Below are 22,433 nucleotides of genomic sequence, written 5' to 3' on the forward strand. Positions count from 1 at the left end.
GGGAGACCGATCCGCACGTCAGGAGCCGGCCCTCGTGGAGCTGACCAGTCCGTCGTTCCTCGTCACTCTGATCGCCGTCACCGCGCTCGCCATGCTGGCCGCACTGTTGCTGTGGAACCGGGTCCCGGGGCCGGGGTGGGTGCGGTGGCCCGTGCGGGTGCTGATGATCGCGCTGTGCCAGCTGACCTCCATCGCGGTGATCGCGACCTGGATCAACGGCAGTTACGGGCTCTACTCCTCCTGGAACGACCTGCTGGGCACGGAGAACGTGCAGGACTCCTCGGCAATGACCGGGCCGCCGCTGGGCCGGGCCAAGTTCACGCAGGGCGCCGACGGCACGCAGACCACCTACTTCCGCGGCTCGCATTCGAAACTCGCCGGGCAGGTGATCGTGTGGACTCCGCCCGAGTACCGGGCCCGGGGTGCGGAGAAGACCCGTTTCCCGGTGCTGATGCTGCTGCACGGGTATCCGGGCTCGCCCCGGACCTGGCTCGACCTGGGCGGCATGCCGGGCGCGCTGGAGCAGCTGGTCCGGCTGGGCGCGGCGCACCCGTTCATCGTCGTGGTCCCGGAGATCTACCCGGGCGGGGTGAACACGGACTGCAGCAACACGCCGACGCGGAAGGTGGCCAGCTGGCTCGCGGAGGACGTGACGGACCTGGTCGCGAAGAACTTCCGTGCCCTGCGCGAGCCCCACGGGTGGGGGGTGATGGGAGTGTCGACCGGGGGGTTCTGCGCGGCCAAGCTGCCGTTGCAGTACCCGAAGGTGTTCCGGGCGGGCGCGGCCCTGGACCCGGATCCGCTGGCCGGGGATCCGGAGGTGCTGGCCGACCCGGCCCTGCGCGAGCGCAACAGCCCCCTGTGGCTGGTCCGGCATGCCAAGGGGGCCGACGTCGGGCTGTTCCTGGCCACCTCGGCGCAGGACAAGGACAGCCCGCCGCAGCAGCTGGAGGCCTTCGGCCGGGCCGCGGCGGGCAGCGGGGTCCGGGTGAGGACCCTGGTCCGCCCGGCCGGCGGCCACAACTTCCAGACCTGGACCGGGATGTACCCGGATGCGCTGGGCTGGCTGAGCGCGGAGCTCCCGCCGCCCGGCGACGGCCGGTAGCTACCCCCTGGTCAGGCGGACGGGCAGGGAGTCGACGCTGTTGCCGATGAAGCTGCGCTGGTGCGGGAGTTCGGGCTCGGGGACGGCGAGGTCGAGGTCCGGGAAGCGGGTGAAGAGCCGCTCCAGGGCGATGACGGCCTCGAGTCGGGCGAGCGGGGCGCCTACGCAGTAGTGCGCGCCGTGCCCGAAGGAGAGGTTGCGGGCGGCGGTGGGGCGGGTGATGTCGAAGCGGTCTGCGTCCGGGCCGTGGACGGCCCGGTCGCGGCCGGCCGCGGTGTAGCCGGCGAGGACCGGGGTGCCCTGCGGGATCACGGTCCCGTCGACGGTGAGGTCGCGGACGGGGTACCGGAACGGGAACCAGCTGACGGGCCCGTCCCAGCGCAGGGTCTCGTCCACCACGTCGGACCAGGTGGCCTTCCCCTCCTGCACCAGTGCGAGCTGGTCGCGGTGGGTGCACAGGGCGCGCACGGCGTTGCTGATCAGGTTGAGGGTGGTCTCGTGGCCGGCGACGAGCATCAGGCGCATGGTGCCGATGAGTTCGGCCTCGCTGAGCCGGTCGCCGTCGCCCTCGCGGGCGGCGATCAGCGCGCTGGTCAGGTCGTCGCCCGGCGTCTCGCGGCGGGCGGCGGCTATCGTGCCCATCAGCTCGACGAGTTCCCGTACGGCGGCCATCGCCTCGGCGGGGGTGGTGTCGGTGGCGATGATCACCATGTGGGACAGGTGGTGCAGCCGGCCACGGTGCTCGGGGTCCACGCCGAGCAGCTCGCAGATGACGCTCATCGGCAGCGGCAGGGCGAAGTGGGTGCGCAGGTCCGCGACACCGTCGGGGGCCTCGGCCGCCGCACGGCCGAGGTCGTCGAGGAGTCCGGCGGTCAGCTCCTCGATGCGCGGCCGCAGCCGCTCCACCTGGCGGGCCGTGAAGGCGTTGCCGACCAGGGAGCGCAGCCGGCGGTGGTCGGCGCCGTCGGAGGTGTGCATGCCCTGGGCGTTGGCGAAAGCCCGCAGCGGCCAGTGCGCGGGGATGGTGCCGTCGTGCAGGGAGGGGAAGTGCCGGGCGTCCTTGGCCGCGTCGGGGTGGGCGAGGAACTCCTTCAGCGCTTCGTGTCCGAGGACGACCGCACCGGGTACCCCGCCGGGCAGGACGACGTCCGCCACGCTGCCCTGGGCGCGCAGCCGGGCGTTGAGGGCGTGCGGGCAGCCGCCGGCGGGGTCGATGACGTACGCGGGCGTGGGTGCGTTGTCGGGTGACAAGCTGGCTCTCCTGACCGTATGGACGAAACTCGGCCAACAGTGCGGCCTGCGGACCGGGTTGTACAAGTCCGCTCCGTCCGGGTTCCGGGGTCAGAACCAGGTGAGGGTGAGGGGGAAAGCGGCGCTCGCGGTGGCTCCGCCGGAGTCGGTGGCGGTCACCGTGACCTGTACGGTGCCGCTGCCCCAGGGCTTGCCGGTGATACGGCCGGAGGCGGCGTCGAGGGCCAGACCGAACGGGAGGCCGGCGGCGGTGAAGCGGACGGGCGGCTTGCCGCCGGTGGCGGTGAGCCGGATGGTGCAGGACTGGTTGAACTTGCAGGTCTGCGGGCCGGGGTCGGCGAGCTTCAGATCGCCCGGACCGGACGTGGGGGTGGGCGTCGGGGTGGGGGTCATGGTGGGGGTGGGCGTCGGAGTCGGAGTCGGCGTGGGGGTGGGGGTGGGCGTCGGCATGGTGCCGCAGCCGGGGGTGGCCTCCGGGGGCAGCGGGACGCGCCAGATCTGGGTGTCGTTCTCCGACCCGACGAGCAGGCTGGTGCAGTCCGCGTACGTGACGGTCTCGCCCTGGGACTGGGCGGGCAGGGCGACGTCCGCGAGCTTGGCGCCCGCGGTGTCGTACACGCTCGCGGTGTTGGCGCCGAGCGGCCCGCCGCTGCGCAGGGTGTACGAGGCACCGGACGGCGAGAACGCGCCGTCGGTGGCGAAGACCGGCCCCGGGCGGACCGCGGTGAGGGTGTTGACCTGACCGGTCAGCGGGGGCAGCGGGGCCTTGTACAACTGACCGGCTGCGCCGATCAGTTTGCTCGCGACGTAGAGCCGGCCGGTGACGGGGTCGGCCAGCAGCGACTCGGCGTCGTGCCTGCCGTCCGCGTAGGCGAAGCGGTACGTCACCGGCGTGACGGTCGCATCGGCGAGCTGGTCGGGCTCGGCGAAGGCGTGCACGGTGATCTCGGCGCGCCCGCTGAAGTTGTCGCCGATGTCGCCGACCAGGATCGCCGGAAGACCGGCCGCGTCCCTGCCGAGGGCCAGCCCTTCCCAGTCGGTGTTGCCGACGCCGGAGACGGTGTACGTGGCCCGGAGCCGGCCGGTCGCCGTGGTGCAGTCGACGGCGAAGACCTGGTTGGTGTTGCCGCTGTCGTTGACGGCGTAGAACACGCCGGGGTGCTTGCGGCTCATGGCGAGTCCGCTGAGCTCGGCCAGGCCGGCGGGGAGCGTGCACTTCTTCTCCGGAGCCAGGGCCGCGGCGGGAGCGGGCCCGGACACGGATGCGGGCAGGCCGGCCGGGGCGGCCGCGGCACCGGCCATCCAGACGGCCGTCGGGAGGAGCGTGGCGAGGGCCGCGGTCGCGAGGGCGGCGGCCCGTGGGGGCGTGAGGAGTCGGGACATGCACACAATGTGATGGGACGTCAGGCAGTGCCGCCAGGGCCGGCGGACACCTCTTTGAACATGGTTCAATGCCGAGCGGGCATGGCTGCCGACACCTGACGGTGGTTTTCGGTCAGCGCGCGGGCTCCCGTACGGGCGAGTTGTGCCGGGCGTGCGCGATGAACGCCCGGGCCGCGCGGCTCAGCGGCCGCCGGGCGTGCGCGAGCCCCACCGGGCGCAGCAGGGGCGGGGAGAAGGAGCGGATCTCCGCGCGGTCGCCGAAGGCGCGCACGGCCACGTCCCGGTACCAGATGACGGAGCCGCGGCCGTCCGTCACGCCCGTCACCCAGGCGAGCCGTTCGTCGGCCTCGAGGGACGGCACGGGGCGCACTCCGAGGCAGCTGAACATGGCCTCCATCTCGGTGCGCCGGCCGGCGCCCGGGGTCGGCAGCACCATGGGAAGGCCGTCGAGCAGCCTGAAGGGCATCGGGTCGGGCAGTCTGCAGCCGATCGGGGAGATCAGCACCACCTCGCGCTCCTGGATGTGGTGCGTGGACAGCTCCTTGTCCACCGGCAGGTCCACCAGGGCCAACTCGGCCCTTCCCGTGGTGATTTCCTGGACGAGGGCCTCCCGGCTGTCGTGCTGCTGGAGCCGGATGTCCACTCCGGCGTGCCGTTCGGTGAAGGCCGGCACGAGGTCCGCGGCCAGGTCCAGGGCCAGGGTGGGGGTGGTGACGAGGGTCAGGACGACCCGGACGCCGCCGCCGTGCGCGGTCCCGATGTCGTCGATCGCCTCCACCGCGTCGAGGACGGTACGGGCGAGCCGCACGGCCCGGGCCCCTTCCGGCGTGAGGTCCACGCCCCTGCCCCGACGGGCGAGGAGTTCGACTCCGAGGTCGCGTTCCATGGCCTGGATGGCCCGCGACAGGGCGGATTGGGCGACGAAGACCGAGGCGGCAGCGCCGGTGATGGAACGGCAGTCCGCGACGGCCACCAAGTAGCGAAGCTGCGCGAGGGTGGGGGTCATGACCGGACGGTAACCTCGCCATGCCTCACCCGTAAGGGTTGCAGGGGTGAACAAATGCCCACCCCCGTGGCCGGTTTCATGCACGGTCGGCGTCAAGGTATGCCGGTGCGGCATGAGCCCGGCCCGGTGCGGTACGTCGGCGGGCGCGCCGGGGTCGGCCCCGCGCGAGCGGGATCGGCGCAGGCCACCGGCCCCGGCGGGGTCGCCGTGGGACCGGCCGGGCCGCGTTCCGGGGTGGCCGTCGGGGCCGAAGGGGCGAAACGGCGCACTCCGCATGACCGTTGACAGTGCACGGCGGCCACCGCACGATGCATCGCGGCATCAGGGAAGTTGACCACTGTTCAAACCCGCCTGTGCAGGTGGTCGGGTCGCCCGGGCGGCCCGACCACCGCCACCCGGCGGGAGACCCCCGCCCGCGCACGCCCCCCCACGGCACGACCAGCGCACGCGCCCCGCACTCCCCGTACTGCCCGCACCCCCCGCACTCCCCCGTACCGCCGCGTCGGGCCCCGTCCGGCCCCTGTGCGCCCTCCGTGCGCTCCCCGTGCGCCCCGCGGGCACGCTGATGTGCGCCGGAGTGCACTGACCCGCATTGCGACATGTCACACAGCACCGACCAGAGGAGCGCTCGTGACCCCCCAGCCCCCGCGATCCGCCGCCACCCGTGACCTGGTCGTCGCGGTCAGCCCGTTCGAGGAACCGCATCCGCGGATCGTGATCGCCGCCGAACGGGCCGGGGCCCTCGGACTGCTCGACCTCGGCCGGAATCCCGATGCCGCCCGCCGTGGCTTCGCGGAGCTCGCCCGCCGGCTCGGCGGCCGGCGCCCGTACGGGGTGCGGGTGCCCGCCGGATGCCCGCTCGGGCCCGAGGAACTGCCGGACGAGGTGGACACGGTGCTCCTCGCCGACCCCGCACAGCACACCCCGGAGCAGATGGCCGCGTGGTCCGAGGGCGGGCGGCGGCGCGCCTGGGCCGAGGTCACCGGCCGGGCGGAGGCCCTGATCGCGGTGGCCGCCGGGGCGGAGGCGCTCGTCGCCAAGGGGCACGAGGCCGGCGGCCGGGTGGGCGGGGCCACCACCTTCGTCCTGCTCCAGCAGCTGCTGGCCGGCCCCGGGCCCGGACTCGGGGTGCCCGTGCTCGCCCGGGGCGGCATCGGGCCGCACACGGCGGCCGCGGCCGTCGCGGGCGGAGCCGCAGGCGTGCTGGTCGACGTACAACTGGCCCTGACCGCCGAGGGCGAGGCCGCGCTGCCCGCCGAAGTGGCCGCCGCGCTTCGGGCGATGGACGGCTCCGAGACCCGGCTGCACGACGGGCACCGGGTGTACGCGCGGCCCGATCTGACCCCGCCCGAGGGGCCTGCCGCCGCCCTGCTCGGAGCCCGGGACCTGCGGACCCAGCTGCTGCCCGTCGGCCAGGACGGCGCCTCGGCGGCCCGGCTGGCCGCGCGGTACCGGACGACGGGCGGGGTGCTCCAGGCCGTACGGGCGGCCGTCACCGGGCATCTGGGGGCCGCGGTGCGCACCCGGCCGCTGCTGCGGCCGCGCCCCGTCGCCCAGGGGCCCATGACCCGGGTCAGCGACCAGGCCGCCTTCGCCGAGGCGGTGGCCGCCGAGGGCGGGGTCCCGTACCTGGCGCTCGCGGTGATGGACGGCGCGGACGTACGCAAACTGCTCGCCGAGACGGCCGAGCGGCTCGGGGACCGCCCCTGGGGCGTGGGACTGCTCGGCTTCGCCCCGCCCGAGCTGCGCCGCGAGCAGCTGGCGGCCGTGGCCGAGGTCCGGCCGCCGCACGCGATCATCGCCGGCGGCACCCCGGCCCAGGCGGCGCCGCTGGAGGCGGCCGGGACCACGACGCATCTGCACGTGCCCTCGCCGGGGCTGCTGGAGCGGTATCTCGCCGAAGGGGCGCGGCGGTTCGTGTTCGAGGGGCTGGAATGCGGCGGCCACGTCGGGCCGCGCACCTCGTTCGCGCTGTGGGAGGAGCAGATCGAGCTGCTCCTGGGATGTCCCGAACCGGCTGCCCTGGACGTGCTGTTCGCGGGCGGCATCCACGACGCGCGCTCCGCGGCGATGGCGGTGGCGGCCGCCGCGCCGCTGGCCGGGCGGGGGGCGCGTATCGGGGTGCTGATGGGGACCGCTTACCTGTTCACGGAGGAGGCGGTGGCTGCGGGCGCGGTGCTGCCGGGCTTCCAGCGGGCCGCGGTCGAGTGCACGGAGACGGTCCTGCTGCACACGGCGCCCGGGCACGCCACGCGCTGCGCGGCCACTCCGTACGCCGAGGCCTTCGAGGCGACCCGGCAGCGGCTCGTGGAGGGCGGGACCGAGGCGCGCGTCGTGTGGGAGGAGCTGGAGCGGCTGAACCTGGGGCGGCTGCGGATCGCGAGCAAGGGGCTGCGGCGGGGCGCGGCGGCTCCGGCGCCACTGGAGCGGGTCGACGAACAACAGCAGTACGCGGAAGGGCTGTTCATGCTCGGCCAGGCGGCGACCCTGCGGACCGGGACCACCACGGTCGCCGCCCTGCACGCCCAGGTCACCGAGGGGGCGACCGAGCTGCTGGAGCGGCGCGCCGCCGAGCTGGCGGCCGCCGGGCAGGGTGGCACGGCTCCCGGGGAGCCCGCCGCCGATCCGCTGGACATCGCGATCGTCGGCATGGCATGCGCCTACCCGGGAGCCCCGGATCTCGCCGCCTACTGGGCCCGGATCCTCGCCGGGAAGGACGCGGTGACCGAGGTGCCGCCCGAGCGCTGGGACCCGGCGCTGTACTACGACGCCGACCCGGCGCGGGCCGGCGAGCGCACCCCCTCGCGCTGGGGCGGCTTCCTCGACCCGGTGCCGTTCGACGCCCTCGCGCACGGCATCCCGCCGGCCTCGCTCGCCGCCGTCGAGCCGGTCCAGCTGCTGGCCCTGGAGATCTCCGCGCGGGCCCTCGGGGACGCGGGGTACGGCCGGGACCGGGAGTTCGACCGCTCCAGGACCTCGGTGGTCTTCGGCGCCGAGGCCGGTACCGAGCTGGCAGGGGCGTACGGGCTGCGCGCCCTGCACCCCGCCTACCTGGGCGAGCTCCCGCCCGGACTGGACGAGCAGCTGCCCCGGCTCACCGAGGACTCCTTCCCCGGCATCCTCGCCAACGTGATCGCGGGCCGGGTCGCCAACCGGCTCGACCTCGGCGGCGCGAACTGCACCGTCGACGCCGCCTGCGCCTCCTCGCTGGCCGCGCTGGACCTGGCCTGCCGCCAACTTCGCGACGGTGACAGCGACATGGTGCTGTGCGGCGGCGCCGACGTGCACAACGGGATCAACGACTACCTGATGTTCTCCTCGGTGCGGGCGCTGTCCCCGAGCGGGCGCTGCCGGCCCTTCGACGCGTCTGCCGACGGGATCGCGCTCGGCGAGGGCGTGGGCGCACTGGTCCTCAAGCGGCTCGCCGACGCGGAGCGCGACGGCGACCGCGTCTACGCAGTGATCAAGGCGGTCGGGGCGGCCAGCGACGGGCGCTCCCTCGGCCTGACCGCGCCCCGGCCGGAGGGCCAGCGGCGGGCCTTGGAGCGGGCCTACGCACGGGCGGGCATCACCCCCGGCGAGGTGGGGCTGATCGAGGCGCACGGCACCGGCACTGTGGTCGGCGACAGCACCGAACTGACCGTACTGACCGAGCTGTTCGCCGCATCCGGTGCGGCCCCGGGATCGTGTGCGCTGGGCTCGGTGAAATCGCAGCTCGGGCACACCAAGTGCGCGGCGGGGCTGGCCGGGCTGATCAAGGCCGCCCGGGCCGTCCACACGGGTGTCCGGCCGCCGACCCTGCACATCGACACGCCGAACCCGGCCTGGCAGGCGGACAGCAGCCCCTTCGCCTTCCCCACCGAGGCACGGCCGTGGGCGGTTCCCGCCGAGCGGCGGATCGCCGGGGTCAGCGCCTTCGGCTTCGGCGGCACCAACTACCACGCGGTGCTGGCCGGTTACGGGGGCGCCGAGGAGGCCGCGCACGGGCTGGAGGAGTGGCCCGCCGAGTTGTTCTGCTTCCGCGGCGAGGACCGGCGGGCGGCGGGGCGGGCGATGGCCCGGCTCGCGGCCCGGCTGGAGGAGAACGAGGCGGCCGGGCGGCCGTGGGCCCTGCGGGACCTCGCGGCGGAAACCGCCGCCGAGGGGCAGGGCTCGGGCCCGGTGCGGGTGGCGGTGGTGGCCGGGGACCTGGACGAGCTCGTGGCCCGGCTGGAGCGGGCCCGGGGCTTCACCGCGGGCGAGGGGGTCCACGTACGGGAGGACGCGGCCGATCCGGGAAAGGTGGCGTTCCTGTTCCCCGGACAGGGCAGCCAACGCCCCGGAATGCTGGCTGAGTTGTTCATCGCGTTCCCGGCGCTGCGGGAGCTGCTGGAGACGGCTCCGCGGTCCGTGGTCTCGGCGGTGTTCCCGCCGGGCGCGTTCGGTGCCGCGGAGCGGGCGGCGCAGCGGGCGGCGGTCACCGACACCCGGGTCGCCCAGCCGGCCCTCGGGCTGGCCGGGGCGGCGGCGCACCTGCTGCTCGGGGCGCTCGGGGTACGGCCGGAGTGCGTGGCCGGGCACTCGTACGGGGAGCTCACCGCGCTGTGGGCGGCCGGGGTGTACGACACGGAGAGCCTGCTGCGGCTGAGCACGCGCCGGGCCGAGGCGATCCTCGCGGCCGCGGGGGCGGATCCGGGGTCCATGGCGGCGGTCACGGCAGCGCCGGAGGAGGTACGGGAGATCGCGGAGCGGTCCGGGTGCGTGGTCGCGAACCACAACGCGCCGCGGCAGTGCGCGATCTCGGGCCCGGCGGACTGCGTGGCCGAGGCGGTGGCGGCGCTGCGGGCGGCAGGGCTCTCGGCGGAGCCGATCGAGGTGGCGTGCGCGTTCCACAGCCCGGTGGTCGCGGGGGCGGCCGCCGCACTGGCCGCAGAGCTGGCCGGGACGGCGGTTGCCGACGCCGCCGTCCCGGTCTGGTCGAACACCACGGCAGGGCCGTACCCCGCCGGCGCCGAGGCGGTACGAAGCCTTGCCGCGCGCCAGGTCGCGGAGCCGGTCCGGTTCGTGGAGCAGGTGGAGGCCATGTACGCGTCCGGTGTCCGGACGTTCGTGGAAGCGGGGCCCGGGCGGGTCCTTTCCGGCCTGCTGGGCCGGATCCTGCGCGACCGGCCGCACACGGTGGTCCCGCTGGACGTGCCGGGCGAGCACGGGCTGTCCCGGCTGGTCACCGCGCTGGCGGAACTGGCTGCGGCGGGCGTGCCGGTGGCCCCCGAGGCCCTGTTCCGCGGCCGCGGCACGCGCCTGCCGGAGCGGGCCCCGCGGCGGCCGGGCTGGCTGGTCGACGGCCATCTCGTCCGCACCGCGGACGGCACCCCGGTGCCGGGTGGCCTGCAGCCGGCCCGTCGGGTGGCCCCGGCGGCGCCGGCCCCGGCCCCGGCGGACCGCCGCGAGGAGGCGGTCCTCGCGTACCTGCGCGGCTCCCGGGAGCTCGTCGAGGCCCAACGGGACGTCCTGCTGGGCTTCCTGGGCGCCGGCTCGCCTGCGCCACGGCCGCCGGCCGAGGCTCCCGAGCGCCCGTGGCCGGCCGCGCTGGACGCGCTTCCCGCGCACGGCACGGGGTTGCCCGGCCGGGCCGCCCCGGGGCTCCGGGCCGACGCGGGCGCAGCTCCGGTGCCGGCGGCCAACGGCCGGGCCGCCGCGGGCGGTCAGCTGGCCCACGACGCCGGATCGGATGCCGGGCCCAGGTCCGCCGAGGAGGTGATGGACGTGGTCCTGGACATCGTGCACACCCGCACCGGCTACCCGCACGACATGCTCGGCCCCGAGTTGGATCTGGAGGCGGACCTGTCCATCGACTCCATCAAGCGCGTCGAGATCATCGGCGCCCTGGCCGACCGGATCGGACTCCCGCAGGACCCCGACGGCTCCGCCGAGTCCGCCGTCGAGGAACTCTCCCGCCTCAAGACCCTGAGCGGCATCGTCGACTGGGTCACGTCCCGCACGGCAGCCCCGGCCGACGGCCTCACGGCGGGTGCAGCCGGCCCGGCGGCCGCCCGGGAGCCCGCGGCGGATCCGCCCCACGGCCGCGCGGGCAGCGCCGCCGAGCGGGCGGGCGTGGACGGCGGCGGCCACGCGCCGGCGGCATCCGGACCGGCCGGGCCCACAGCCGGCGCCCTCTCCGGCGCGGCCGAGCCCGCCGGTTCGGCGGCGCACGGCATGGCGGGTGCACCGCGGTCCGGCGAGCCCGTGACGGGCGGCGCACACGCACCCGCAGGTTCCGCCGCCCACGGGCGGACCGGGGCCGGCCCGGCCGGTTCCGGAGGGTCCGCCGCCCGCGGGATCGCGGCCGGGGTGAGCGGGCCGGTGGCGGGCAGGGGGCCCGGCCACGGGGACCCGGGGGGCCGGGCCGCCGCAGGCCCCGCGGCGGGCGCGGTGCGGCGGTTGCGGGTGGAGGACGTGACCGTGGCCGGTGTGGTCGTGGAGCCGGAGGCGCTGCGGGGGTTGCGGGTCGGGGTGGTCGACGACGGACAGGGGGTGTCGGCCGCGCTCGGCACGGCATTGCGGGGGCACGGCGCCGAGGTGCGCGTCCTCGCCGAGGCGGACGCCGAGGGCGCTGCCGGGCTCGACGGGATCGTCGACCTCTCCGGGCTGCGGGCCGGCGCAGAGCCGGTGCTGCCCGGCGCGTTCCCCGCACTGCAGCGCGCACTGACCGGCGGGGTCCGCCGGCTCGTGCTCGCCACCACACCCGGCGGAACCCCCGGCGCCGGTCTGCACGGCTTCGCCCGCAGCGCGGCCCTCGAGTTCCCGGGCAGCCTGATCCGCGCCGTGGAGGTCGGCGCCAAGGAGGACCCCGAGCGGGTCGCCGCGCAGCTCCTGGCCGAGCTGGGCGACGTGCACGGCGACGGCTCCTCCGTGGGCTACACCGCCGACGGGGTCCGGATCACCCGCCGCCCGGTGCCCGCTCCCCTGGCCGCCGCCTCCGGCGACGGGGCGCCGCCGCTCGACGCCCGGTCCGTGGTCCTGCTGACCGGCGGGGCCCGCGGGATCACCGCCCGGACCGCCCTCGCGCTGGCCCGCGCCACCGGATGCCACGTCGAGCTGGTCGGACGTACACCGCTGCCCGCCGCCGGGGCGGACCGCTTCGCCCAGGCGACCGACCGCGTCGCGCTGCGCGCCGCCCTCATCGCCGACGGCCTGCGCAAGCCCGCCGAGATCGAGGCCGCGGCCTCGCGGATCCTCGCCGAGCGCGAGGTACGGGCCACCCTGTCCGCACTCGACGCCGTGGCGGCCTCCGTCCGCTACCACCGCGCCGACGTCACCGACGAGCAGGCTGTACGGGCCGTCGTGGCCGACGTACGGGAGAGGCACGGCCGGCTCGACGGCATCGTGCACGGCGCCGGGGTGCTGCACGACGGGCTCCTGCGCGACAAGCAGCCGGCCGCCTTCGCCGAGGTGTTCACCACGAAGGTGACCGGCGCCCGCAACCTCGCGGCCGCGGCCGCCGAGCACGGACCGGGGCCCGCGCCGCGGTTCCTGGCCCTGTTCGGCAGTGTCTCCGGGGTGTACGGCAACCGCGGCCAGACGGACTACGCCGCGGCCAACGACGCCCTCGACTCGCTGGCGCACGCCTGGTCGGCGTTCCTGCCGGGCCGGGTGCTGTCCGTCGACTGGGGCCCCTGGGCCGCGGAGGCGGGCGGGATGGTCACGCCGGAGCTGGAGCGCGCGTACGCCCGGCGCGGGGTCCCACTGCTCTCCGCGGAGGCCGCCACCGCCGCGTTCCTCGCCGAGCTGGCGCACGGAACCGACGTACAGGTGGTCCTGACGGCCCGGGAGGGCGAGGGCGATGAGTGAGCGCACGCACGGGGCGGGGCGGGGCCCGCGGCCGACCGACGCGGCGATCGTCGGGATGGGCGCGGTGTTCCCGGGCGCACCGGACCTGGCCGCGTACCGCCGCAATCTGCTGGCCGGTACGGATGCCATCGGCGAGGTACCGCCCGGGCGCTGGGATCCGGAGGTGTACTACGACCCGGGCAGCTCGGCCGGCCCCGCGGCCGGCGACCGGTTCTACTGCCGGCGGGGCGGTTTCATCGACGGCCTGGCCGCCTTCGACCCGACCCGGTTCGGGATCATGCCGGCCGCCGTGGAGGGGGCCGAGCCGGACCAGATGCTGGCCCTGCACGCGACGGCCGAGGCGATCGCCGACGCGGGCGGCGAGGACCGGCTGCCCGCCGACCGCTCGCGGATCGGCGTGGTGCTGGGGCGCGGCGGGTTCATGGGCGTGGCCACCGCCCGGCTGGACCAACGGGTCCGTACCGCGCACCAGTTGGCGCAGACCCTCCGCGAGCTGGCGCCCGACCTGGGCGAGCAGCGGATCGCCGCGGTGCGCGCCGCCTTCCAGGACGCCCTGGGACCCGAGCGGCCCGACGCCTCGATCGGGCTGGTGCCGAGCTTCACCGCCGCCCGGACGGCGAACCGGCTCGACTTCAGCGGCCCCGCCTACACGCTCGACGCGGCCTGCGCCTCCTCGCTGCTGGCGGTGGACCAGGCGGTGGGGCTGCTGGCCGGCGGGCGCTGCGACGCGGTGGTCGCGGGGGCCGTGCACCACTGCCACATCGCCACGCTGTGGAGCGTGTTCACCCAGCTGCGGGCACTCAGCCCGAGCGAGCGGATCCGGCCGTTCGACCGGCTGGCCGACGGGACCCTGCTCTCCGAGGGGACCGGGGTGGTGCTGCTGAAGCGGCTGGCGGACGCGGAACGGGACGGCGACCGGATCTACGCGGTGATCCGCGGTACGGGCGTGGCCGGGGACGGCCGGGCCGCGAGCCTGATGAGCCCGCTGGTCGCCGGCCAGGTACGGGCCCTGGAGCGGGCCTGGCGCGAGGCCGGTCTGGACCCGCGGGCGCCCGGTGCGCTGGGCCTGCTGGAGGCGCACGGCACGGGGACCCCGGTCGGTGATGCCGCCGAACTGGACACCCTGGCCGAGGTGTTCGGTCCGCCGGAGACCGCCGGGCCGGGCGGTGTCGGGTTCGGCTCGGTGAAGTCGATGCTCGGGCACACGATGCAGGCCTCCGGCATGGCCGGGCTCATCAAAGCGGCGCTCGCGGTGTACGAGGGAACGCTGCCGCCGACCCTGCACCTGACGGATCCGCACCCGGACCTGGCCCGGACCCGGATGCGTCCGATCACGCGGGCGGAGCCGTGGGAGCGCGGGCCGGAGCCGCGCCGGGCGGGGGTCAACGCGTTCGGCTTCGGCGGGATCAACGCGCACGTGTTGCTGGAGGAGGCTCCGGGTGCCGCCCGCCCGGCACCACCGGTACGCCGCTTCCTGCCGCTGGGCGCCGCGGCCGCGCCGGTGGTCGCCCCGGGCGGGCGGGACGACGTACTCCTGCTCGCGGCGCAGGGTCCGGCGGAGCTGGCGGAGCTGCTCGCCGCGGGGGCGGGGGCCGCAGCTGCAGGAGCCGGACCCGCGGGTGACGGGCCGTGCCGGCTGGCCGTGGTCGGGCCGACACCGCAGCGGCTCGCGCTGGCTGCGAAGGCGGTGGCCCGCGGCCGGGCCTGGCGGGGCCGCGGGGACGTCTGGTTCACACCGGAGCCCCTGGGCGGCCGGGTGGCCTTCCTGTTCCCGGGCCTGGAACCGGAGTTCGCGCCGGTCGTGGACGATGTCGCGGAGCGGCTCGGCCTCCCCGCGCCACGCCTGAATCGGGGCGGGGAGCTGATGGAGCGCGCCCTCGACGCGATCGCCGCGGGGCGCTTCTTCGCCCGGGTCCTGGCGGAACTGGGCATCGAGGCCGATGTGCTGGCGGGCCACAGCCTGGGCGAGTGGGCGGCGATGGTGGCTGCCGGCATGTACCCGCAGGACGCGGCGGACTCCTTCCTGGATTCGCTGCGGCCGGATTCGCTCGAGGTCCCCGACCTCGTCTACGCGGCGCTCGGGTGTGGGGCGGCGCGCGCGGAGGCGGCGCTGCACGGCGTGGCGGGGGTGGTGGTCAGCCATGACAACTGCCCCCACCAGTCGGTGGTCTGCGGGGATCCCGCCGGGGTGGGCCGGGTTCTGGAACGGCTGCGCTCGCAGGGCGTGCTCGGCCAGGAACTGCCGTTCCGTTCCGGCTTCCACACGCCTATGTGGGAGCCGTACCTCGGGCAGGTCCGCTCCGCGTTCGACCGGCTGCCGGTGCGGGCGGGGGCGGCGGCGGTGTGGTCGGCGACGACGCTCGCGCCCTTCCCCGCCGGCGCGGACGCCGTCCGGGACCTGGTCGTGCGGCACCTCCTGGAGCCGGTCCGCTTCCGGGAGCTGACGCTGCGGCTGTACGAGGACGCGGGCGTCCGGAGTTTCGTCGCGCTGGGCCCGGGCAGCCTGCCCGGCTTCGTCGAGGACACCCTCCGGGACCGCCCCCACCTGTCGGTGGCCACCTCCTCCCCGCGGCTCGCGGGCCTGCCCGCCCTGCGCCGCATGTGCGCCGCACTCTGGACCGAGGGCCACGCCCCGCACTGGGGCAGCCTGTCTCCGGACCCGGCCGCCGCAACACGGACCGCCCCGGGCCGGCCCGCCGCGGGCCGGGCCGTCGCGCTGGACCTCGGGTCGCCGTTGGTCCGGCTCGGCGAGCGGGCCCGCATCGCCCTGGGCGGTCTGGCTGCCCGGCCGGAGGGGGTCGATCGGCCGGTGGGGGTCGATCGGCCGGTGATGCTGTCCGCGCTGGACACCGTCCTCGCCGACACCCGCGCGGCCGCGCAGGCCGTCACCGAGGCGTGGTCGACCGTACGCGGGTCGGCCCGCAGCACCGCTGCCGGTCCGCCGCCCGGGCCCCCCGCCCCGCAGGCCTCGGGCCCGCTGCCCGGGATGCGTCAGGGCACGGCCGTGCCCGTCCCGCGCGGGGGGTCCGCCGCCGGTTCGGGGAACGACCGGCTCCGGGTGTCCCTCGACGCCCTGCCCTACGTCCGCGACCACTGCGTGTACCTGCAGCCCGACGGCTGGCCCGAGGACTCCGACCGGTTCCCCGTCGTGCCCATGACGACCATGCTGGAGCTGGCCGCCGACGCGGCCCGCCGGCACGCCCCGCCCGGCGCCGCCCTCGTCGGCTACGACGACGTACGGGCCCTGCGGTGGCTCCCCGCCGCACCGGCCGTCGACGTCGAGGTCAGCGTGCGCGGCGAAGGGCCCGGGCGGATCCGGATCGGACTCGGCCCGTACGCCTCCGTCGTCGTCCTGCTCGGTCCGGGCCACGGGCAGCCGCCCCCGCCCGACACCACCCCGCTGCAGGATCCGCGCCCCGCGCCCGTCAGCGCCGAGGCCCTGTACCGGGACCGGTGGATGTTCCACGGCCCCCGCTTCGCGGGCGTCCAAGAGGTCCGGACCGTCGGCGCCGACGGGATCCGCGGCGTGCTGCGGGCCCTGCCCGACCCGGGGGCGCTGCTGGACGCCGCCGGTCAGCTGTTCGGACACTGGATGCAGCTCGAACTGCCCGTGGACAGACTGGTGTTCCCCGCCACCGTCGACCGCATCCGGTTCTTCGGGCCACCGCCCGCCGCCGGCGAGCTGGTCTCCGCCACCGCCCGGATCCGCGAGGTGCGCGACGTCACCGTGCGCGGCGACCTCGAGCTCAGCCGCACCACGGGTGAGGTGTGGGCCCGGATCGAGGGCTGGACGTACCGCCGCTTCGGCGCCGACGAGCGCGTCTGGCCGATGAAGTTCACCCCCGAGGTGTGCGGCATCGGCGAACCGCAGCCCGCCGGATGGTGCCTGACCCGGCGCCGGTGGACCGACCCCGCGTCGCAGGAACTGGTCATGCGCCGCTACCTCGGTGCCGCCGAGCGGGCGGCGTACGAGCAGCTGCCTCCCCGTGCCCGGGCGCCGTGGCTCCTTGGCCGGATCGCGGCCAAGGACGCGCTGCGGCAGCTGCTGTGGGACGGCGGTGCGGGGCCGGTGTTCCCGGCCGAAGTCCCCGTCGGGAACGACGCCCACGGGCGACCGGTGCCCGGGGGTGCCCTGGCCCGCGGCTTCCGGCTCTCCCTCGCCCACAAGGACCGGATCGCCGTCGCCGTCGCCCACCGCTCCCTGGCGGTGGGGATCGACGTGGAGCCGGTGACCGCCGACCCCGACGCCCTGATCCGGATCGCACTCGCCCCGGACGAACTCGCCCTGGCCGAGACCCTGTCCGCCCGCGAGGGCACCGGCCTGCCGGGCGCGCTCACCGCTCTGTGGTGCGCCAAGGAGGCCGCGGCCAAGGCTGCGGGCAGCGGCCTCGGAGGCCGTCCGCGCGCCTGGCGGACGGTGGACGACCCCGGCTCCGGCGGGCTGCGGGTGCTGTCCCCCGACGGGCATCCGTACGCCGTCCGTACGTCCCTCCTGCCCGACGGCCACGTCGTCGCCTGGACCGCCCACCCCGCGGCGCCCGGCCGCACCCCCGTCCCCATCACCCTCACGGAGACCAGCCATGGCCACTGACATCCTCGCCGAGATCACCGGCATGCTCGTGGAGATCGTCGGCGACGAGTTCCTGCTTGCCGAGGAGGTCACGATGAAGACCAGGTTCAACGAGGATCTCGCCCTGGAGAGCATCGAGTTCGTCGCCCTCGCCGAGCTGCTCCACCATCGCTACGGCGCCGAGGTCGACCTCATGGGCTTCCTCGCCGAGAAGGACATGGACGCCATCCTCGCCATGTCGGTCGGTGAACTGGTCACGCACATAGGCCGGGTCACCCATGCCTCACTCGCCCGGGCGGCGGCCGCGCCGACCGCCTCGGCCGGCTGAGCCCGCCATGGCCTTCGTCCACGCGCACTCGCTCCGCTTCCACGTCCAGCGACTCCCGGCCGCCGGCCCGGACGGGACCCGCAGCGACCGTACCGACCGCTCCGATGAGCCCGTCGTCGTGTTCCTGCACGGACTGGTCGTCGACAACCTCTCCTCCTTCTACTGCCCCCTCGCCCTCCCCACGGCCCGTGCGGGCCACGAGGTGGTCCTCTACGACCTGCGCGGCCACGGCCGCACCGAACGCCCCGCCACCGGCTACGACAGCCGCACCGCCGTACGGGACCTCCTCGCGCTGCTCGGCGCGCTGGGACTGGGTCACCGTCGCGTGCACCTGGTCGGCAACAGCCACGGCGGCACGCTCGCCCTGCACGCCGCGCTCGACCGGCCGGACCTGGTCGCCGGGCTGACCCTGCTCGAGCCCCCGCTCAGCGGGGCCTGGGTGGAGAACATGGTGGACACGCTGTCCGCAGCCGCCCTGAGCCTGGAGGGCAGTGCGGTACCCACCGAGCTGCTCGGCCTCAGGCTGCGCAAGGCCGCCCATCTGACGGCGATCGCCGACGAGCTCCTCAACCGGACGAGCCTGATCGACGACATCGCGGCCAGCCGCACCTTCACTCCCGCCGACTACGCCCGGCTGCGCTGCCCACTCCTGATCGTATGCGGGGAGCACTCCGAACTCGTCCCGGGAGCAAAGGAGTTGGCCCGGCACGCGACGCAGGCGAGCACCACACTGCGGATCCTGCCGGGGCTGGGGCACGACGTACTGAAGGAGAGCAGCGGGGCCCTGCGTCAGGCCGTGCTGGCCCATCTCGGAGCCACGGCCGCGGTGACGGCCGCGCGGGCGGGAGCGCTGGTGCCATGAGGGTGCTCTTCACGGTGCCGCCGCTGGCCGGACACGTCAATCCGACCGTGGCCGTCGGGGCCGAACTCGCCGCCCGGGGGCACCAGGTCGCCTGGGCCGGGCCGGCCGGGGCGCTGGCCCGGCTGCTGCCCGCGCACGCCCGGATCCTGCCGGCCGGCGAGGAGACGGGCGGCGGCTATGCGGCGCTGCACGACCGCTGGCGGGATCTGCGCGGGGTGGGGGCGCTGCGCTTCCTGTGGGAGGAGGCGCTGGTGCCGCTGGCCCGGGCGATGGTGCCGGGGGTGACGGATGCGGTGCGCGGTTTCGCGCCGGACCTGATGGTCGCCGATCAACAGGCCCTCGCCGGGCCGGTGGTCGCGCGCCGGCTCGGGATCCCCTGGGTCACCTCCGCGAGCACCTCCGCCGAGCTGACCCGGCCGTTCGCGGACTTCCCGAAGGTCGGGGAGTGGGTCGACGAGCAGATCTCGGGGTTCCTCACCGAGTGCGGGGCGGAGGCGGAGGCCGAGGCGGGCGCGAACGGAGCCGAGGGGGAGGACGGGGCGGGCTGGGACCCGCGGTTCTCCGAACGCCTCGTCCTGGTGTTCTCGACCCCCGAGCTCATCGGCACGCAGGACGGCTTCCCGCCGCACTACGCGTTCGTCGGCCCCGCCTTCGGGACCCGGCCGCACCCGCCCGGTTTCCCCTGGCAGCGGCTCGACCCGGAGCGCCGCCGGGTCCTGGTGTCGCTGGGCACCCTCAACCAGGAAGCCGGCGGCCGGTTCTACGGGGCGGTGCTGGGCGCCGCCGAGCGGCTGGCGGACGAGGTGCAGCTGGTGCTCGTGGCGCCCGCGGCCCTGATCGGGGCCGTGCCCGGGAACGTGCTGCTGATGGAGCGGGTGCCGCAGCTGGACCTGCTCCCCCACCTGGACGCGGTGGTCTGCCACGGCGGCCACAACACCGTCTGCGAGGCGCTCGCGTACGGGCTTCCGCTGGTGGTCGCGCCGATCCGGGACGACCAGCCGATCGTGGCCCGGCAGGTCGTCGGGGCCGGGGCCGGGGTGCGGGTCCGCTTCGGCAGGACCCGTAGCGAGGAACTGCGGGACGCGCTCACGGCCGTGCTGGACTACCCCGGCCCCCGCCGGGCCGCCCGGCGGATCCAGGCCTCCTTCGCCGCGGCGGGCGGAGCCTCCGCCGCGGCCGACCGGTTGGAGAAGCTGCTGTGACATCCCTGATCCGTCCGACGACCCCGGTGCCGACGCCACGGCTCGCCCTCCGCGGGGTCCCGTGGACCTCCGCCGTGCTGCTGGCCGCGCTCGGTGCGGGCACCGTACGCGCCCGGCGGCGGCTGCGGGCCCTCCCGGTGCTGCCCGCGCCCCCGATCGCCCCGGCCGCATCGGCCGGTCTGCCGCGTGCCGCCGGGTGGCGGCTGCTGACCGCGCAGGGCGTGGAACCCGATGCGGCGACGTTCCTGACCGCCTGTGCGTACGCCGACCGGGAGGGGCTGCGGGTGCTGGACCTGATGCCGGCCGATCTCGCCGCCGAGCGCGCCCTGGGGCTGCTGCGCCTGGTCGACCCGGCCGGCTACCGGCAGGACCGGCTCGGCGAGGGGCGGGGCGCCGGGTATGCGCTGCTCGTGGCCGAGGAGGTGCTCGCGCGGGCCGGGGTGGATCCCGACACGCCCCGGCGCGATCCTGCGGAACTCCAGGCGCTCGTGCGCCGCTTGAAGGAGTTCGCGGCCGACGCCACCGGCCTGGCGGTCGCCCCGGCACTGAGCTCCGGGCGCCCCGGCCGCGACACCACCGGCCAGGGCCGGGTCGCCGAGCTGCGGGCCCAGGGGCTGCCGCCGGGTGCGCTGGCCGCCGCCCAGCTCGCCGGGCTGGCGGTGCTGGCGGGTGCGGTACTGCGCCAGGGCCGCTGGGGCGCGGCGGCGGCCGGGCTGTACTGGCTCCAGCCGTACCTCACCCTCGGCGGGCGCGGCGCCCCGCTGCGCCCCGCCGACCTGGCCCGGGCGACCGCCGCCCGGCCGGTGCACTCCCTCGCAGCCGGCCTGCGTACGGCCGCCGCGGCCGCCCGTACGCCGCGCGGCGCGGCGGACACCGCGCGGGCGGCCTCGTACCGGGCCGAACTGGCCGACGGGACCGACCGGTTCTTCGAACCGCGCCGCCCGGACTGCCCCTGGTGCGGGTCCCGGCAGCTCACCGTCCGGGTCCGGGTGCCCGACCTGCTCCAGGGCAAGCCCGGCCGGTTCGCCCTGGAGCAGTGCGGGGACTGCGGGCACGTCTTCCAGAACCCCCGACTGACGCTGGAGGGACTGGAGTTCTACTACCGCGATTTCTACGACGGACGCGGCGGGGAGGGCGCGGGCACGGTCTTCGGCCGGCTCGGCGCGTCGTACCGGGCGCGCGCCGAGATGCTCCGCCCGTACGGGGCTCCTGCTTCCTGGTTGGACGTCGGCACCGGGCACGGGCACTTCTGCAACGCCGCCCGGGCCGTGTGGCCCGGTACCCGCTTCGACGGGCTGGACATGGGCGACGGGGTGCTCGAGGCCGAGCGGCGCGGCTGGGTGGCCACCGGATTCCAGGGCCAGTTCCCGGAGTTCGCGGCGAAGCTGGCCGGCCGGTACGAGGTGGTCAGCATGTACCACTACCTGGAGCACACCCGGGACCCGCTCGCCGAACTGGACACGGCGGCCGAGGTGCTGGCCCCCGGCGGGCACCTGGCCATCGAACTCCCCGATCCGGATTCGCGGATGGCGCGGCTGCTGGGACCGGCCTGGCTGCCCTGGTTCCAGCCGCAGCACCAGCACCTGATCCCTGCCGCGAACCTGCGGGAGGCGCTGGCCGACCGGGGGTTCACCGTCCTGGCCGAGGAGCACGGCGCGGCCCACCAGGGCAACGACTTCTTCGGCGCGGTGGCGCTGACCGCGACGCGGCTGGCCCCGGATCCGGACCGCCCGTGGGGTCCCCCCGCCACGCCGCGCAGCCGGGCCCTGGCCGGTGCCGTACGGGTGGCGGCGCTGCCCTGCTTCGCCGGCGCGGCGGTGCTCGACGCGCTGCGCACGGCCGCGGTCCGCCGCACGGACGGCGGGAACGCCTACCGGATGCTGGCCCGCAGGGAGGGACCGTGACCGCGGCCCCCGCCCGCACCGACGGACCGGGCGGGCAGGCCGGAACCGGCGCCCCCGCCGGCCAGGACGTCGCCGGACAGGACATCGCCCGGCGGGCCACCGCCGACCCGCTGTTCCGGCTCGTCGCCTACGCTCTGGAGGCCGCTCACGGACGGCCCCCGGCGGCCGTCTGGAGCGCCCCGTACGCCTTCCGCCTCGGATCGCCGGGGCTGGTGGCGGCGGCCGGCTGGCCGGTGGCGGTCGCCGCGGCGCCGCGCAGCGACGGCCTGGTGCGGCTCAGCTCCCTGGGGCACCCCGCCGACAGCTGCGACGTTCCTCTGGTGCTGTCCGGGCCGGCGCCCTCGATGCCCGCCTGGGCCGCCCGGCCGTACACGGTGCTGCGGGCTCTGGCCCGGGCCGGGTACGGCCGCGGCGGGACCGATCTGCACGTGCAGGGCTCCCTCACGGCCGCCGCCGGGCTGGCCACCGCGGAGCCGGCCGACTGCGCGGTGGCGCTCGCGGTGGTCGACGCCCACACGCCGCCGGGCACGGACCCGGACCGTGCGCAGCTGGCCCGGCTGCTGGCGGGCGCGCTGCCGGACGGCGACGAGGCGCTGCGCCGGGCGGTGTTCTTCGCCCGGCCGGGCGAGGCGCTGCTGGCGGGCCGGGATCCGGCGCGGCCGCACCGGTACGTCGCCTTCGACCCGGCGGCTTCGAACGCGCGGCTGGTGCTGCTGGCCGTACGCACGGATCCGCACCACCCGGACCTGCGGGCGGCGCTGGCTGAGGCGGTGGCCTGCGCCAGCCGGGCGGGGGCGCTGAGCGCCTGGTCCCCGGGGCCGCCCGGGCCGCGGCCGGGGCGGAGCGTCCTGGTGCTGCTGCCCGAAGAGCGTCTGGCGGCCGTGCGGGCCGCGGTCGCGGAGGACTTCCGCGGCCGGGGACGGCCGGTACCCCGCTTCCTGAACATCGCCGTGGCCGGTGCGGCCCGGCGGGAGGAATGAACCACCGATCCC

11 protein-coding genes are annotated in these 22,433 nt (G+C 76.4%); 8 read left to right on the top strand and 3 right to left on the bottom strand.

Translation table 11 applies throughout. From position 1 onward, the window contains the following. Positions 1-34 precede the first annotated feature (34 nt). Positions 35-1,105 (top strand): esterase family protein, encoded by a 1,071-nt coding sequence (locus AB5J51_RS08645; RefSeq protein WP_053788722.1) that lies wholly within the window; start codon positions 35-37, stop codon positions 1,103-1,105. On the opposite strand, the gene AB5J51_RS08650 is transcribed toward AB5J51_RS08645, so the two are convergent. The 3 genes from AB5J51_RS08650 to AB5J51_RS08660 all read right to left on the bottom strand — a co-directional run bounded on the left by AB5J51_RS08650 (position 1,106) and on the right by AB5J51_RS08660 (position 4,745). After that, positions 1,106-2,356: a cytochrome P450 gene (locus AB5J51_RS08650; protein ID WP_369777361.1), complete on the bottom strand. Its 1,251-nt coding sequence runs from the start codon at positions 2,354-2,356 to the stop codon at positions 1,106-1,108. It abuts the gene before it with no gap. A gap of 90 nt (positions 2,357-2,446) precedes the next feature. Continuing rightward, a complete protein-coding gene (locus AB5J51_RS08655; protein ID WP_369777362.1) occupies positions 2,447-3,739 on the bottom strand; it encodes a putative Ig domain-containing protein in 1,293 nt (430 codons plus the stop codon). 112 nt (positions 3,740-3,851) lie between these two features. Continuing rightward, the gene (locus AB5J51_RS08660) at positions 3,852-4,745 is read right to left on the bottom strand and encodes a LysR family transcriptional regulator (RefSeq protein WP_053790048.1); all 894 of its coding nucleotides are present in this window, start codon (positions 4,743-4,745) and stop codon (positions 3,852-3,854) included. Between the two features lie 630 nt (positions 4,746-5,375). Between AB5J51_RS08660 and AB5J51_RS08665 the strand changes: the two genes are divergently transcribed. The 7 genes from AB5J51_RS08665 to AB5J51_RS08695 are packed head-to-tail and all read left to right on the top strand — an operon-like array spanning position 5,376 to position 22,421. Then, on the top strand, positions 5,376-12,575 hold the full coding sequence (locus tag AB5J51_RS08665) for an SDR family NAD(P)-dependent oxidoreductase (RefSeq protein WP_369777363.1): 7,200 nt from the start codon (positions 5,376-5,378) through the stop codon (positions 12,573-12,575). Next, positions 12,568-17,166, top strand: coding sequence for a beta-ketoacyl synthase N-terminal-like domain-containing protein (locus tag AB5J51_RS08670; protein ID WP_369777364.1), 4,599 nt, complete (start codon positions 12,568-12,570; stop codon positions 17,164-17,166). Before AB5J51_RS08665 ends, AB5J51_RS08670 begins: the two co-directional genes overlap by 8 nt. Continuing rightward, the gene (locus AB5J51_RS08675; protein WP_053790046.1) at positions 17,156-17,473 is read left to right on the top strand and encodes a hypothetical protein; all 318 of its coding nucleotides are present in this window, start codon (positions 17,156-17,158) and stop codon (positions 17,471-17,473) included. The genes AB5J51_RS08670 and AB5J51_RS08675 overlap by 11 nt, the downstream gene beginning before the upstream one ends. A gap of 7 nt (positions 17,474-17,480) precedes the next feature. Continuing rightward, complete coding sequence (locus tag AB5J51_RS08680; protein WP_369777365.1) at positions 17,481-18,335, top strand: alpha/beta fold hydrolase; 855 nt, start codon at positions 17,481-17,483, stop codon at positions 18,333-18,335. Beyond that, entirely contained in the window at positions 18,332-19,537 is a 1,206-nt protein-coding gene (locus AB5J51_RS08685) for a glycosyltransferase (RefSeq protein ID WP_369777366.1), read from the top strand. Before AB5J51_RS08680 ends, AB5J51_RS08685 begins: the two co-directional genes overlap by 4 nt. Beyond that, complete coding sequence (locus tag AB5J51_RS08690) at positions 19,534-21,441, top strand: methyltransferase domain-containing protein (protein WP_369777367.1); 1,908 nt, start codon at positions 19,534-19,536, stop codon at positions 21,439-21,441. The genes AB5J51_RS08685 and AB5J51_RS08690 overlap by 4 nt, the downstream gene beginning before the upstream one ends. After that, positions 21,438-22,421: a galactokinase gene (locus AB5J51_RS08695; RefSeq protein ID WP_369777368.1), complete on the top strand. Its 984-nt coding sequence runs from the start codon at positions 21,438-21,440 to the stop codon at positions 22,419-22,421. Before AB5J51_RS08690 ends, AB5J51_RS08695 begins: the two co-directional genes overlap by 4 nt. Positions 22,422-22,433 lie beyond the last annotated feature (12 nt).

Source organism: Streptomyces sp. R33, from assembly GCF_041200175.1.
In the GTDB taxonomy this organism is placed as follows: Bacteria; Actinomycetota; Actinomycetes; order Streptomycetales; family Streptomycetaceae; genus Streptomyces; species Streptomyces katrae_B.

What these genes read in the sequence shown, in the direction of transcription:
- AB5J51_RS08660 (WP_053790048.1), bottom strand. Translation starts at nt 4,745, where the DNA reads ATGACCCCCACCCTCGCGCAGCTTCGCTACTTGGTGGCCGTCGCGGAC.
- AB5J51_RS08655 (WP_369777362.1), bottom strand. Translation starts at nt 3,739, where the DNA reads ATGTCCCGACTCCTCACGCCCCCACGGGCCGCCGCCCTCGCGACCGCG.
- AB5J51_RS08670 (WP_369777364.1), top strand. Translation starts at nt 12,568, where the DNA reads ATGAGTGAGCGCACGCACGGGGCGGGGCGGGGCCCGCGGCCGACCGAC.
- AB5J51_RS08680 (WP_369777365.1), top strand. Translation starts at nt 17,481, where the DNA reads ATGGCCTTCGTCCACGCGCACTCGCTCCGCTTCCACGTCCAGCGACTC.
- AB5J51_RS08675 (WP_053790046.1), top strand. Translation starts at nt 17,156, where the DNA reads ATGGCCACTGACATCCTCGCCGAGATCACCGGCATGCTCGTGGAGATC.
- AB5J51_RS08685 (WP_369777366.1), top strand. Translation starts at nt 18,332, where the DNA reads ATGAGGGTGCTCTTCACGGTGCCGCCGCTGGCCGGACACGTCAATCCG.